At 69.0% G+C, this 13,448-nt stretch carries 13 protein-coding genes; 4 read left to right on the top strand and 9 right to left on the bottom strand.

Annotated features, from left to right (window positions below; all coding sequences use genetic code 11):
- Window positions 1-8: 8 nt before the first annotated feature.
- Entirely contained in the window at window positions 9-830 is an 822-nt protein-coding gene (locus ACFC8N_RS39730; RefSeq protein WP_376294062.1) for an IS5 family transposase, read from the top strand.
- Here the strand turns inward: ACFC8N_RS39730 and ACFC8N_RS39725 are convergent.
- Both ACFC8N_RS39725 and ACFC8N_RS39720 read right to left on the bottom strand, forming a co-directional pair.
- Window positions 757-1,122, bottom strand: a complete 366-nt coding sequence (locus ACFC8N_RS39725; RefSeq protein WP_376294060.1) for a hypothetical protein — start codon at window positions 1,120-1,122, stop codon at window positions 757-759. The genes ACFC8N_RS39730 and ACFC8N_RS39725 overlap by 74 nt on opposite strands.
- A gap of 467 nt (window positions 1,123-1,589) precedes the next feature.
- The gene (locus tag ACFC8N_RS39720) at window positions 1,590-2,387 is read right to left on the bottom strand and encodes a DUF1989 domain-containing protein (protein ID WP_376294057.1); all 798 of its coding nucleotides are present in this window, start codon (window positions 2,385-2,387) and stop codon (window positions 1,590-1,592) included.
- A gap of 41 nt (window positions 2,388-2,428) precedes the next feature.
- Here ACFC8N_RS39720 and ACFC8N_RS39715 point away from each other — a divergent pair, with 41 nt between their 5' ends.
- Window positions 2,429-2,650, top strand: a complete 222-nt coding sequence (locus ACFC8N_RS39715) for a hypothetical protein (protein WP_376294279.1) — start codon at window positions 2,429-2,431, stop codon at window positions 2,648-2,650.
- 233 nt (window positions 2,651-2,883) lie between these two features.
- Here ACFC8N_RS39715 and ACFC8N_RS39710 read toward each other — a convergent pair whose 3' ends face one another.
- The 6 genes from ACFC8N_RS39710 to ACFC8N_RS39685 form a co-directional block, all read right to left on the bottom strand.
- Window positions 2,884-3,114 carry a hypothetical protein gene (locus ACFC8N_RS39710; RefSeq protein WP_376294262.1) on the bottom strand — a complete coding sequence of 77 codons (231 nt, stop codon included), beginning with the start codon at window positions 3,112-3,114 and terminating at the stop codon, window positions 2,884-2,886.
- 233 nt (window positions 3,115-3,347) lie between these two features.
- A complete protein-coding gene (locus tag ACFC8N_RS39705) occupies window positions 3,348-3,662 on the bottom strand; it encodes a putative quinol monooxygenase (protein WP_376294055.1) in 315 nt (104 codons plus the stop codon).
- 1,506 nt (window positions 3,663-5,168) lie between these two features.
- Complete coding sequence (fumC, locus tag ACFC8N_RS39700) at window positions 5,169-6,650, bottom strand: class II fumarate hydratase (RefSeq protein WP_376294052.1); 1,482 nt, start codon at window positions 6,648-6,650, stop codon at window positions 5,169-5,171.
- Complete coding sequence (locus ACFC8N_RS39695; RefSeq protein WP_376294049.1) at window positions 6,647-8,320, bottom strand: NAD-dependent malic enzyme; 1,674 nt, start codon at window positions 8,318-8,320, stop codon at window positions 6,647-6,649. The genes fumC and ACFC8N_RS39695 overlap by 4 nt, the downstream gene beginning before the upstream one ends.
- A 629-nt stretch (window positions 8,321-8,949) precedes the next feature.
- Window positions 8,950-9,159 carry a hypothetical protein gene (locus ACFC8N_RS39690; protein ID WP_376294047.1) on the bottom strand — a complete coding sequence of 70 codons (210 nt, stop codon included), beginning with the start codon at window positions 9,157-9,159 and terminating at the stop codon, window positions 8,950-8,952.
- A gap of 125 nt (window positions 9,160-9,284) precedes the next feature.
- Window positions 9,285-9,869 (bottom strand): TetR/AcrR family transcriptional regulator, encoded by a 585-nt coding sequence (locus ACFC8N_RS39685; RefSeq protein ID WP_376294045.1) that lies wholly within the window; start codon window positions 9,867-9,869, stop codon window positions 9,285-9,287.
- A gap of 161 nt (window positions 9,870-10,030) precedes the next feature.
- Between ACFC8N_RS39685 and ACFC8N_RS39680 the strand changes: the two genes are divergently transcribed.
- Window positions 10,031-10,990 carry an SDR family NAD(P)-dependent oxidoreductase gene (locus ACFC8N_RS39680; RefSeq protein ID WP_376294043.1) on the top strand — a complete coding sequence of 320 codons (960 nt, stop codon included), beginning with the start codon at window positions 10,031-10,033 and terminating at the stop codon, window positions 10,988-10,990.
- A 120-nt stretch (window positions 10,991-11,110) separates the two neighbouring features.
- On the top strand, window positions 11,111-11,875 hold the full coding sequence (locus ACFC8N_RS39675) for an SDR family NAD(P)-dependent oxidoreductase (protein WP_376294040.1): 765 nt from the start codon (window positions 11,111-11,113) through the stop codon (window positions 11,873-11,875).
- A 22-nt stretch (window positions 11,876-11,897) separates the two neighbouring features.
- Here the strand turns inward: ACFC8N_RS39675 and ACFC8N_RS39670 are convergent, their stop codons facing one another.
- Window positions 11,898-12,932 carry an alpha/beta fold hydrolase gene (locus ACFC8N_RS39670; RefSeq protein WP_376294260.1) on the bottom strand — a complete coding sequence of 345 codons (1,035 nt, stop codon included), beginning with the start codon at window positions 12,930-12,932 and terminating at the stop codon, window positions 11,898-11,900.
- Window positions 12,933-13,448: the final 516 nt, after the last annotated feature.

The following is a 13,448-nucleotide window of genomic DNA, read 5'->3' as shown; positions in this document are numbered from 1 at the left end:
CGTCGGACATGACGGACGCGGAGTGGGCAGTGGTGCGGGACGCGATGCCGGTGCCGACCTGGCTGGAGGGCCGGGGCGGGCAGCCGGAGGGCTACTGTCACCGCGTGATGCTGGATGCGATCCGGTACGTCACCGACAACGGCATCAAGTGGCGTTCTATGCCTGCCGACTTCCCTGCCTGGGACCGGGTGTATGCCTTCTTCCACAGGTGGCGGGAGCACGGCCTGGTCAAGGAGTTCCACGACCGGCTGCGCGGCTGGGTCCGTGAGGCCGAGGGCCGCGAGGCAGAGCCGACCGCGGCGGTCATCGACTCGCAATCGGTCAAGGGCGCCGCCTCGGTGTCCGCCGTCACGCGCGGCTATGACGGCGGCAAGAAGATCAACGGAAGACGCCGGCACGTCATCACGGACTGCCTGGGCCTGCTGCTGGTGGTGCTGGTGTGTGCCGTCGACGTCACCGACCGCCAGGCCGCCCGCGTCATGCTGTCCCGCCTGCGGGCACGGTTCCACAAGATCACGCCGGTGTGGGCCGACGGCGGCTATGCCTGCCGCCTGGTCACCTGGACGAACGAGAAACTCCAGCTCACGCTGCAGATCGTCAAACGCAGCGATGACATGAAGGGGTTCGTGGTGCTGCCGAGAAGGTGGGTAGTAGAGCGCACGCTGGGGTGGCTGATGCGCCCGCGCCGCCTGGTGCGGGACTTTGAGACACTCCCCGCCAGCACCGCGGCGTTCATCTACTTCTCGCAGGCCATGCTCATGAGCCGTCGCCTCGCCCGCCCGGCTTCCCGACGGCGGCAGGAACAGTCACGGTGGGCCGGCACGGCGTGAACCGGCCGGACGGCGACACGGCCAGCCAGCCCCGTTCGGCCAGGCGCCTCGCCTTGGACCGCACCCCCTCGGTCTTCGCCGGCACCACCTCCAGCCCCAGCCTGAACGCGATCTCCTTCGCCGACATCCCCTCACCGGCTTCCGGACCGGACTCCACCAGCTCCACGATCCGCCGATAGTCCGGCACGAGCGCTTCCACCGTCCTTCCCTCCCCGAAGCGCGGCACGATCGAATTCGCGACCGGGACCTTCACCACTTTGACCGCCGGCACCGGCTCCGGCGCCTCCTGCACGGCCGCATTCGTCGCATCCCCCCAGGGCCTCGGCCAGCTCCACCCGAGCGATCACCCGGCGCTCCAACACCGACTCGGCTCCAGCGAGTTCGGACAGGATCCGGTCCGCCTCCGCCTGAAGCTCCTCCTCCCTCCCCCCCGCACCCGGGCAGCGGTCTCCCGCTCCTCCAGCAAACCCAGCACCGACGCCACCGGCCACCTCCGCATCGTCGAGGACGAACTGATCGCCCAAACGCTCCCACGACGACACCGGAACCATGCCTGAACAGCGGAAACTCAGTGATCACATCCGGTAGGACCACGGCCTCTGATGCCAGGTTCTCCGGGCCGGCGGTCACTGCGTACTACGACGAGCCGATCGGCCTGGCGGGTGTCGCGGTCAACGCTCTGCGTGGCCCGTAGGTCACCCTGGATGGGATCGAGCTCGTGGGGCAGGTGCCGTCACGCCTGGAGGATCGGCTCACCGACTACGTCACGATGCGCGGCAAGGAGCTCAATGCACGCGAGCCGCAGCCTGATTCAGGCGCCGTGGCTACGGGCCGGACGTCAGGACCTGTCGCGCCACGGGTGTGGAGGCGGCCCCGCCGTCCGGCGACGCGTGGCAGCGGCGTCCGAGCCCGTTTCCCAGTCCATGACCGCTCTTCTGTGTGCTTGCCCGGGGCGTCCGTGATCCGGACCTCCACGTCCCTCGGCTGCTGGAGAACGCCGTTGACCGGGAGGATGTCCTGCGGACAGGCGGACAGCACGACCACCACATCCGCGAGCGCCCGCAGGAGCACCGAGTCGCCCGGACGGCTGACCGGCGCGCTGAACACGATGTCGCCGTCCGAGTTGACGGGCACATTCATGAACAAATTGAGTGGAACGGGCACTGGGATCAGGAGGTCCGGGAGGCCGGAGTCGGCGAGGGCTCGGTGGTAGTTGTCGCTGCAGTTGTCGTGGTGACCTGTGTGTCCCAGTTGCCGGTACCGGACGGGGTCACAGGCCGGGATCAAGGTGTCGTGCACGCCCGGCGAGGTGTCCTCGGCGATGTGCAGGACGGGCCTGCGCCGGTCGTCGACCAGCTCGTCACCGGCCTTCACCACCAGGCGGCCGAGCACGGCGCGGGTGTGCGCCATCGACAGCCCGTGCTGCGGTTCCTGCCTTGCTACGGCCCAGGTGTCGACCACCTGGCTCCCGTACGTGTTGATCACACGCAGTGTTCCGCCCCGCGGTACCTGGAAGGCCGCTCCTGTGCGTGCGGCCAGCGTCATCGTGACAGCCATGATCCCTCCTTGGTGTTCAGACCAAGGCGCCTACGTCCAGCGTGACCAAGAAGACCACCCCGGTGGTCGCCGGTGACAACGCAGGCTCCCAACGCGCCGACGCCGAAGACCTCGGCATCCGCCTCGCCACCCCGGCGAGTTCTCCGTCCTCGTCGCCGACTACCCCACCTGACGCCGCGCGGCAGGAAGTCGACCTCGATTCTTCCGGGTGGCAGGGGGCGTGTGTCATCGTGAAGCGTCCGGCCCGCAGCTCTCCCCCGTAGCGACGGGCCGGACGCCATGACCCGTCCCGCCACGGCCTCGCTGCCCTCCGACACGCTTGACAGCGCCTGCAATCGTGCCGTGTCAGCTGATGCCGAGCCGGCTCAGTGCAGTGGTGGCCCAGGCCATCACTGCCCTCGACGCCGCAGCCGCCGTCCAGCTTGAAGCCACCGTCCGAGCAGTCGAAGTTCCAGCCCGCCGACCCCGGACTGCCCCACCAGGCGACGGGCAGCGGTCACGCGGCCAGTTCGCGGAGCCGTCTGGTGTGAACGTTGTGCTCACCCAGGACACGCACGGCCGCGGGAAGGACTTGGGCGGCGAGAAGCTGGCCTTCCTCCAGTCGGCCAGCGGCCGCGAGGATCCGGGCAAGGCCACAGCTGATGACGATCGTGCAGGGGTGGTCGGCGCCAAGCCTCACGGTGCGCGTCTGCCGCACGCGTGTGGCCTGGTCTTCGGTGGCTGTCAGGTTGCCGGTGTGCAGCAGGCACTCGGCGAACAGGTGGCGGGCGGCTACGACGAAAGGGCGGGCTTCGTCATGAATGCTGTCGACCTACTCAACAACTGCGCGGGCCAGCTCGGTCGTCTCTTCCCAGCGCCCCTGACAGCGCCGTATCCAGGCGATTCTGTCGGGACCGGGCCAGCGCGGGCGGCTGGGCGGCGGCCGCTGACGGCCGACCCGTGCTGGTGACCCGGCCCGGCTCAGGTGTTCGACAGCTGACCCTTTTCCGGCTCACCAGCGGGAACCGGTTCCAGCACCGCGACGTCCATGGGGCCGGCCAGCGCGTCCGCGATCTCCCCGCCCAGCGCGGCCAGCACCGGCCCGGCCGAGTGGGCGTCGAGAGCGGCCTGATCGGCCCAGTTCTCCACGACAGTGACGCGGTCCTCGCCGGCATGGGCGGCGTAGAGCAGGCAGCCGGGCTCAGCGTGCACGGCGGCAGCGTGCCGGCGGAATGCAACGAGCACGTCCTCCCGGCGGCCGGGCTTGGTCCGGAGGGTGGCAACGACGATGGGCAAGGAACCTCCTTGGGATGGGACCGGTCCGTATTCACGGACGCGATCTTGATGGTCTCAAGAAGCCTATGCCAGGCACGGGCACCCCGGCCTTGCCCGGGTCCCCGTCAGGAAGCCCGGCCGCAATGCAACGGGCATGGTTGGAAGCTAGAGGTTGCACGGCAGCAGGACGTGGTGGCTGCACCGGGTGATCGCTCCGCGGTTGCGGTCAGTAGTCCTCGGGGGCGGGGGGCAGCGGTGCCGGCTCGGGTGTAGAGCTCGCGGATCGCGTCGACGAGGTCGAGGTGTTCCGCCAAGTCGACGTTGTCACTGTCGATGGCGTAGCCGACGAGGCTGAACATCTGGTGGATCAGGCGGGCGTACGTGACCGGGGTCATCGGGTTGGGCGGCGGGGCCGTCGAATCCCGGTTGGGATCCGCAGGCTTCCGCCTCGCCACTCCCGACGAGTTCGCCGCCCTCGTCGCCGACTACCTGACCTGACACCGCCTCGGCCCGCGAAGGCCGGCGCCGCGGACGCACTGCAGGTCGAAGAGGCGTCCGCTACGTCAGGGCTCGCCCGCAAAGGCTCGCAGCAGTACTGCGTGCGCCGGATCGTCACGTCATACACGGGCGATTCCTCGACGTGGCCGCGGGCGCGGGAGCAACGCCGCTGGAATCGCCTCGCTCGTCCCACCCCTGGAGACCGTCTTCGCCTTCCACCATGGCCCGTGACCGCGTCGATCTACCGACCTGGTCACTCGACTCCGACGGATGCGAGGTGATGGCGGAAGAAGGTCTCGATCTCGGATGAGTCGCCTGGCAGGAAGCTGAGAGGAAGTCTCCATGGTTTGGTGACGCCGTCGTGAGCCACAGCGTCTGGGCGGCGCTTCGGACTTCCCCTTGAGGTAACTGTCTGCGCAGCGGCGCGCCGAACCCAGTGGGTCCCAACGCCTCAGCCTCCCCGCGTTTGTCAGTGGCGTGAGATACCGTCAGTCAGCTGGGCGCCCGGCAGTGTGGCAGGGCGCCAACCGGAGGCGGATCTCGGCTCCAGTACGGCTGGCGGTTGCATGGCCCTGGACAAACGCCGAGTGCAGACCGCAGTGATCGGCCATGCCAGTGATCTTCCACTGGCCAAGCGCCGGCGAGAGAGTCGACGCGGTCAGCGGAGGCACTACACGACGACGACCAGTCCCACCATGTGATCACCGAAGGGCTTGCGATCCGCCGCTCCCTCCATCGTGGGCCCCTTGAGCGCGGCTCACCACCGCTGGAGCGGCTACGGGTGCGCACCGGTGCATGCTGCAACCACCATGGGCCCCGCCGCCTCCACAGTGGCGGTCGTCGTCGGCGCCGTGCTCCGCAGTTACCCAGCACGTTGAGCTGCCCGGAGCGGGCTTTCCTCCCGCGTGCCTTCCAGGTTGTCCAGGTAGCGCGCGAGGGTCTGCTGTGCGGCTGGGCTGCCGAGCTGCCGTCGGTAGGTGTCGTCGACCGGGGCGCCTCCACGTGCAGGCGGCCCCGCCCCGTGTTGTTCTACGCCTGACCGACCATGGCGGCGGGCCGGACGATGCGGTCGAAGTCCTCGGCGCTGATGTAACCGGAAGCCAGTGCGGCGGAACGCAGGGTGGTGTCCTCGTCGTCGGCCTTGTGGGCGATCGCGGAGGCCTTGTCGTAACCGATCACGGGAGAGAGGGCCGTGACCAGCATCAGGGACCGGTCGACGTAACGGTCGATCTGGTCGCGGTTGAGCTCGGCGCCCTCGATGCAGTACTTGCGCATCTTGGTGCAGGCGTCGGCGAGGATGGTCGCCGCGTGCAGGAAGTTGTTGATGATGACCGGGCGCATGGCGTTGAGTTCGAAGTTGCCCTGTGTACCGGCGAAGGCGATGGCCTCGTCCTCGGAAAGCACCTGGATGCAGACCATGACCATCGCCTCGCACTGGGTCGGGTTGACCTTGCCCGGCATGATCGAGGAACCGGGCTCGTTCGCCGGGAGGATGAGTTCGTCGAGGCCGCAGCGGGGGCCTGAGGCCAGCCAGCGGATGTCGTTGGCGATCTTCATCAGCGGCACGGCCAGCGCCCGCAGCCCGGCGGAGGCGCCGGCCATGGCGTCCAGACCGCCCTGGGCGGCGAACTTGTTCTGCGCGGTGGTGAACGGGTAACCGATCGCGTCCGCGATGTCGGCTGCCACCTGCTCGCCGAATCCGGGCGGGGCGTTGAGCCCCGTGCCCACCGCGGTGCCGCCCATCGCAAGCTCGTACAGGCCCTCGGCGGCGCTGGTGACGCGGCCGATGGCTTGTTGCAATTGGTGGGCGTAGCCGGACCATTCCTGCCCCACGGTGAGAGGGACGGCGTCCTCCAGGTGCGTGCGGCCGATCTTCACAACGTCGTGCCACTGCCGTGCCTTCGTCTCGATGGCACGCTGCAGCGCCTGCACACTGGGCAGCAGGTGCTCGTGGATCTCCTTGACCGCGGCGATGTGCATGGCGGTGGGGAAGGTGTCGTTGGACGACTGTCCCATGTTGACGTGGTCGTTGGGGTGGACCGGGGACTTGCTGCCCAGTTCCCCGCCGGCCAGTTGGATGGCGCGGTTGCTGATCACCTCGTTGGTGTTCATGTTGGACTGCGTACCGGACCCGGTCTGCCACACGTACAGCGGGAAGTGGTCGTCCAGGTCGCCCGCGATGACTTCGTCGGCCACCCGCTCGATCAGGTCGGCCTGCCAGACCGGGAGCCGCCCGGCGCGCCCGTTGACGGCGGCGGCGGCCTTCTTGACGTAGCCGTAGGCGTGGTAGACCGCCTTGGGCATCCGGTCGTCCCCGATGGAGAAGTGGATCAGGGACCGTTGTGTCTGGGCGCCCCAGTAGCGGTCCGCGGGGACATCGATGGCTCCCATGGAGTCGGTCTCCCGCCGGGTGCCGGTCGCGTGCAGGCCGATGGGGATGTCGAGGATCTCCGGGCCTTCGTCCCGCGCGGCCGACCCTGGGCGGTCGGCGCCGGAGTGTCGCCTGTTCATGCTGCTGCTCCGTCCGTGTAGACCGGCTGCCACATGGCCTGGCGGACAGCCTCTGCGATGTCGACCGGTTTGGAGGTGGCCACGCCGTCGTCGAGGGCCGCCGCGACCACCGCGGTCGCGGTGATCGCGGACGACTCCCGCAGGTCGTCCACGGGCGGCAGCAGGGAGGCGCCCGGCCCCGAGGGGTCGACCTGGTCGGCGACGGCCTGCGCGGCCGCGAGCAGCATGCCCGCGGTCACCTGGGACGCACCGGAGACGATCGTGCCCAGGCCCAGGCCGGGGTACAGCAGTGCGTTGTTGGCCTGCCCGATCTGGTAGGTCACGCCGTCGTATTCGACGGGCTCGACGGGGATGCCGGTCGCGACGAGCGCCTTCCCCCTGGACCAGGCGATGACGTCGGCGGGCATGGCCTCGATCCGGGAGGTGGGGTTGGAGATCGGGAAGATGATCGGCCGCTCGGTGCCCTCGGACATGGCCTCGACGACCTCACGCGTGAACGCGCCGTGCGCGGTGGAGGTGCCCAGCAGTATGGTCGGCTCGACCCTGCGCACTGTTTCCAGCAGTGAGACCTGACCATCGCTCCGCTCCCAGTCCGCGATCTCGGCCGGATCACGCGCGTAGGTCTGCTGGAAGTCGCGCAGGTCGGTCATGTCCCGGATGAGCAGTCCCTGTTTGTCGACGAGCCACACCTGTGCGGCGGCGCGCTCCGCGTCCGCGCCGTCGCGGATCATCGTGTCGCGCAGTTGGTCGGCGATGCCCACGCCGGCGGTCCCGGCGCCGAAGACGACCAGTTTCTGGTCACGCATCCGCACACCGCTGACCTTGACGGCGGACAGGGCCGCGGCCAGTGTGATGGCTCCGGTGCCCTGCATGTCGTCGTTGAAGATCCGGTAGCGGCCGCCGTACTGCTCCAGGATCCGCCGTGCGTTGCTGGGACCGAAGTCCTCGAAGTGCAGGAGCGCGTCGGGGAACGCGGACGACGCCGTCTCCAGGTACTTCTCGATGAACGAGTCGTAGTCGGCGCCACGGACGCGGGGATGCCGGTTGCCCAGGTACAGCGGGTCCTCCTGGAGCGATGCCCGGTCCGTACCCACGTCCAGCGACACGGGAACGACACGGCTCGGGTCGATGCCCGCGGCCGCGGTGTAGACCGCGAGCTTCCCGACCGATATCTGGATCCCGTTCACGCCCCAGTCCCCGATGCCCAGGATCTCCTCCGCGTCGGTGCACACGATCAGGTCGACGTCCTCGGGCCCGAGTTGAAGCGTGGCGAAGGCCTTCTCGATGTCGTCGGGCCGGTCGACGGACAGGAAGATGCCGCGCGGGCGTCGGTACTCGTGGGAGTACTTTTCGATCGCTTCGCCCACGGTGGGGTCGTAGACGATCGGCAGAAGTTCGGCGAGGTGTTCGGTGAGTACCTTGAAGTACAGGGTTTCATTGCGGTCGTGCAGCTGTTCCAGGTACACGTTCTTGGCGAGGTCGCTGTTCTGAGCCTGCATCTGCTGGTAGGCACGCTGAGCCTGCCGGTCGAGCGTGAGCACTGCGGAGGGCAGGCGCCCCGTGAGGCCGAGGGCTTCCCGTTCCTCAGGTGTGAAGGCCACGCCGCGGTTACGCAGTGGATCGACGAGGACGCCGGGGATGGCCGGGGTCCGCGCGTGGCTGTCGGTCATGACGATCTCCCTCTGTGCGAAAGCCGAGTCGGCTCTGCCCGGGGTGACTGCGCGGACACGCTCTATGCGGAGTGCAATCCTGATCGGAACCTGCGACGGTCGGACCGGCCCCGGGGCCCGGCGGAATATGGAGGTATGAGCCCGGCGTCCCCACGGGACGGTCACTCGCCGACGCGCGCGGCCCGGCGGGCCCGCCCCACACATCGGTGGGGACCTCATCGGTGCCAGAGTATGAACTCAGGCTAACGACTCGCCGACGGGGTGCGCGACTTCACGCTTCGGCGCGTCCCACGACCAGCACCGTCACATCGTCGTGGCCGCGGACGCGGCATCGAGTACCCGGTCCGCGGTCGCCTCGGCGTCCAGCCCGCCGCGCAAGGCCTGGGCGGCGGGCCGTCCGGCCCGGGCCCGTCGAGCGACGGGCCCGGGCCCTCGACGACAACGGCGGTGACCATCCGCCGGCGCGCTGTCGCGCTGCGGCCTCCGACCGGGCCGAGGGGAAAGACCGGCATGGCGAGGTCATGGCCGTACCGGGGACACGGTGACGTCCTGACGCGGGCGGCGGATGTATTCCTGCCGATGCGGAAGGTGCTGCGCCTTGCCGGTGCGGAGGGCCTCCGAGAGGGTGCTCAGCGCACCGACGTGCCGTGCGCGGCGTCGGCCCGCCGCAGCGGGACCCCGCCGTCGAAGCAGACGCGCAGTCGCCCTTCGCCGACCGACACCGGCAAGGCACCGGTACCGCCCAAGGCCGCGGCGAGCCGTGTCGGTACGGCCTGCCGCAGCTCCTGCTCGGTGGCTGCGGTGAGTGGACTCGTCGGACCACCCAGCCTCGACGCCACCGAGGCCGCCCAGGTCGCTTCCCGCGTTCAGGGGTGCGCCCACACCGACTGCCCACTGGTCCGCCCGGCGTCATGGCCATCGCGGCGTCGAGGGAGTCTCCGGGGCGGCGGTCGCGCGGATCGCGTCAGCTCGTCACGACGCCGTGCAGGAGCAGGTCGATGAGTCTGGTGGCCAGGTCGCGTCGTTCCTCGCTGGCGGCCATGAGACTGATTCCGCCGAGGGCCATCAGCACGTCCTGCGCCTCGACCCCCGGCCGTGCCACCGACTGCCCCTCCGCGGCGCCGAGCAGGTGGGCGATGGCGCCGGCGAGCAGTGACCGGGTGTGTACCCTCTCGCTCTCGTCGGTGAGGACCACGGCCAGCGCGTCGGCCATGCCCTGCTTGGCGGCCATGAAGTCGATGAAGCGCTCCATCCAGGTCCGCAGCGCGTCCACCGGTGGCTGTGTGGCGGTGAGGTGCTGTGCCGCCTCGCACAGGCGCTGTACTTCTTGCCGGTAGATCGCCTCGACCAGCAGTTCCTTGGAGGGGAACCGGCGGTAGAGGGTGCCGACGCCGACACCTGCCGCACGGGCGATGTCCTTGACCGAGGCGCCCGCTCCCTCACGGGCGAAGGCGTCCGCTGCCGCCTCCAGCAGTCGGTCCTCATTGCGTTGCGCGTCGGCGCGCAACGGCCTGCCGGGCCGCGCCGAGCCCCCCTCGATGCCGGTCACCGCCGACTCCCTTCCTCGTCACACTTGCAACCGGAACCGGTTCCGCTTACTCTCGATGGCGTAACCGGAACCAGTTCCGGATATGAGGGTACGACACCCCCTGGCCGCGCGCCATCGGACGCGCACTCGCCTCCCGTTCCCGTCGCCTTCCTGGAGAACCCATGACCGACAACCTCCTCACGACCCCGTTCGGAGCGCAGACCACCGCCGCCGAGGTACTGGCAGGCATCGGCCTGAGCGGCCGGCGCGCCATCGTCACCGGGGGCGCTTCCGGCATCGGACGTGAAACCGCCCGGGTCCTGGCCGCCGCCGGCGCCGAGGTGACCATCGGCGTCCGCGACCTGGCCGCCGGCGTGCGGGTCGCGAAGGAGATCGCGCCGGCAAAGGGTCCGGGAACGGTCGACGCCGCGCCGCTCGACCTCGCCGATCAGAAATCGGTGCACGCCTTTGTGGCGGCGTGGCGGGGGCCCCTGCACATCCTGGTCCTCAACGCCGGCGTGATGGCCTCGCCGCTGGAGCGGACGAAAGAGGGCTGGGAAATGCAGTTCGCCACCAACCACCTCGGCCACTTCGCCCTCGCCACCGGCCTGCACAGCGCCCTGACAGCAGCCCACGGTGCACGCGTGGTCGCCGTCAGCTCGGTCGGCCACGTCAACGGCGGCGTGATCTTCGACGACATCAACTTCGAGCAGCGCCCCTACGACCCATGGGCTGCCTACAGCCAGTCCAAGACCGCCAATGTCCTGTTCGCGGTCGAGGCGGGCCGCCGCTGGGCGACCGACCTCATCGCCGTCAACGCCCTCAACCCGGGCCGCATCACCAGCACCCGGCTCGGCCGCCACATCGGGGACATCTCCAACAGCCCGGCCTCGTTCGACCCCACCAGCACCGACGTGTCCTGGAAGAACATCGAGCAGGGTGCCGCGACCTCGGTGCTGCTCGCCGCCTCTCCCTTGGCCGAGGGTGTGACCGGCCGGTACTTCGAGGACTGCAACGAGGCCGGCCCGCACCGGCCTGGTGTGCGCCGGGGAGTCGCCGCCCACGCGGTGGACCCCCACAACGCGGCCCGTCTGTGGCAGGTCTCCCTCGACATGCTCACGACCGTCTCCACGGCCGCCTGACGGCACCGTCCAGCACCAGCAGCCGCGGGCCCGCAACGGGCGCCGGTCGGCCACCACCGCATCGCCGCCGCCACGCATTCCCCCCCAGTTTCGATCTCGATCCAGATCAAGGAGACAGTCATGGCCGCACGTCTGCAGAACACCGTTGCCCTGGTGACCGGCGCCAGCAGCGGCATCGGCGAGGCAACCGCCCTGAGCCTCGCCGCGGAGGGCGCCGCCGTCGCCCTGGTCGCCCGGCGCCGTGACCGGCTCAAGGAGTTGGCCGGGAAGATACGCGCCGAGGGCGGGGCGGCCCTCGTGGTGGATGCCGACATCACGGACCCGGAAGAGGCGACGGCCGCCGTGGAACGTGTGGTGGTCGAACTCGGCCGCCTGGACGTCCTCGTCAACAACGCTGGCGTGGGCATGGCCGGACCGGTCCTGAACGCGCCGGCCCAGGAATGGGAACGCATGCTGAGGGTGAACCTCCAGGCTCTGCTCCATGTCACCCACGCGGCGCTGCCGCACCTGCTGAGCGCGGCGGAGGACTCGCCCCGCCGGGTCGCGGACCTGGTCAACATCAGCTCCACCGCGGGACGTGTGGCACGGCCGGGCACGGCGGTCTACAGCATGACCAAGTTCGGTGTGAACGGGTTCACCGAGGCCCTGCGCCAGGAGATCATGCGGCAGCGACTGCGCGTGAGCGTGATCGAACCCGGGACGGTGGACACCGAGTTCGTCACGCACTCGCGGGACGAGATCAGGGCGTCGTTGAGCCGGCAGCTGGCCGGGATGGAGATGCTGCGCCCCGAGGACGTCGCGGACACGGTCGCCTTCGTGGTCACGCGTGACCGCAGGGTGTCCGTCAACGAAGTCCTCGTCCGCGCTTCCGAGCAGACCTGGTAGGTCCCTCGCGGCGCCGCACCGGTCAGAACCCGTCGACCTCCACGACAGCCGCCGCGAACCCCTGCGGGTCCTCCTGCGGAACGTTGTGCCCTACGTCCAGGGTCCGGTGCGCGTACTTGCCCGCGAACTTCTTGCGATACGCGGACCCGTTCCCCGGAGGGGTGAACGGATCGTGCGCTCCGTCGATGGTGATCGTCGGCACCTTGATGACCGGCGCCGCGGCCAGACGCTTTTCCAGCTCGTCATACCGCGGCTGACCCTTCGCGAGCCCAAGGCGCCAGCGGTAGTTGTCGATCACGATACTGACGTAATCGGGGTTGCCGAATGCCGCTGCCGTCCGATCGAAGGTCGCCTCGTCGAAGTTCCAGGTCGGGGAGTTGAACTTCCAGACCAGTTTGGCCAGATCGCGCCGGTACTCCTGGAGGCCGAGTACGCCTCTTTCGGTAGAGAAGTAGTACTGATACCACCAGGCCCATTCGCTCTTCGGCGGCGTCGGCGTCTTGTTGGCCTCGACATTCACAACGAGGTAGCCGGTCACCGAGATCAGCGCTTTGCAGCGCTCCGGCCAGAGGGCCGCAATGATGTCGCCCGTCCGCGATCCCCAGTCGTACCCGGCGAGAACGGCCTTGTCGATCTTCAGGGCGTCCATCAGCGCGACGATGTCGACAGCGAACGCCGACTGTTGTGCGTTCCTGGGCGTTTTGCTCGACAGGAATCGCGTGGTGCCATGGCCGCGCAGATAGGGGACGATCACCCTGTACCCCTTGGCCGCGAGCAACGGCGTGACCGCCTCGTAGCTGTGAATGTCGTAGGGCCAGCCGTGCATGAGCAGGACCGCCTGCCCATTCGCCGGTCCGGCTTCGACGTACCCCACGTCGAGTTCCCCGGCGTGGATCTGCTTCACCGGGCCAAAGGACGTCCGTTTCGCAGGATCGACCCCGGGATGAGCCATATGTTCTCGCGATTCCGACTGTGCCTGCGCAGTGTCCCCCATGGCGAACTGGGCTGTCACAGCGGTTGCGGCTGCGGCTCCGAGGAATTGACGACGGCTATGCATGGGTCCGCGCATTTCCATCGGTGAATCTCCTTGTTCGAGGAGGGCGCGGGCAGGCCACGGAGGGCGTGACGCCGAGGGAGGGGCCGGCAGTCGGATGTGTCTGATCTCCGTGGTCGAGGACCTTCATGGCCGGGCTCTCACGCCGGTTCGCTCCTCTGTCATGGAACACTCGTACCGCTGACGGCGCAACGTGACGGGCCATGTACACATTGCTCCGTCTGAGTGATCCCAGTGGCCACCCGGCATGCAGTCGACATAGTGGCTGTCTCACGTGGTGTGAAGTCTGTGCGGCATGATGCAGGTCGTGGGTGCTGATCTGTCGCAGCGTCTGGTTCCTGACGAACTCTGGGAGCTGCTCGCCCCGTTGCTGCCGTCGTTCACTGCTCGTCCGCCGGATGGTGGGACCGCTCCGTGTGATGAGCCCTCTCTGTCAGCCTTGGGTGAGACGTCCCGCTTCGTCGGGTTAGCCTGAGAGGGCACGACAGGAGAACCACCCCCTCATGACCAGAACCACCC

It is taken from the genome of Streptomyces sp. NPDC055966 (assembly GCF_042269865.1).
Classification (GTDB): domain Bacteria; phylum Actinomycetota; class Actinomycetes; order Streptomycetales; family Streptomycetaceae; genus Streptomyces.
Note: the sequence above shows the minus strand (reverse complement) of the source record. Positions and strands in the feature narration are given on the sequence as shown.

Coding starts and splice junctions, on each gene's coding strand:
- ACFC8N_RS39730 (WP_376294062.1), top strand. CDS start 9: ATGACGGACGCGGAGTGGGCAGTGGTGCGGGACGCGATGCCGGTGCCG.
- ACFC8N_RS39720 (WP_376294057.1), bottom strand. CDS start 2,387: ATGGCTGTCACGATGACGCTGGCCGCACGCACAGGAGCGGCCTTCCAG.
- fumC (WP_376294052.1), bottom strand. CDS start 6,650: ATGAACAGGCGACACTCCGGCGCCGACCGCCCAGGGTCGGCCGCGCGG.
- ACFC8N_RS39695 (WP_376294049.1), bottom strand. CDS start 8,320: ATGACCGACAGCCACGCGCGGACCCCGGCCATCCCCGGCGTCCTCGTC.
- ACFC8N_RS39680 (WP_376294043.1), top strand. CDS start 10,031: ATGACCGACAACCTCCTCACGACCCCGTTCGGAGCGCAGACCACCGCC.
- ACFC8N_RS39675 (WP_376294040.1), top strand. CDS start 11,111: ATGGCCGCACGTCTGCAGAACACCGTTGCCCTGGTGACCGGCGCCAGC.
- ACFC8N_RS39670 (WP_376294260.1), bottom strand. CDS start 12,932: ATGCATAGCCGTCGTCAATTCCTCGGAGCCGCAGCCGCAACCGCTGTG.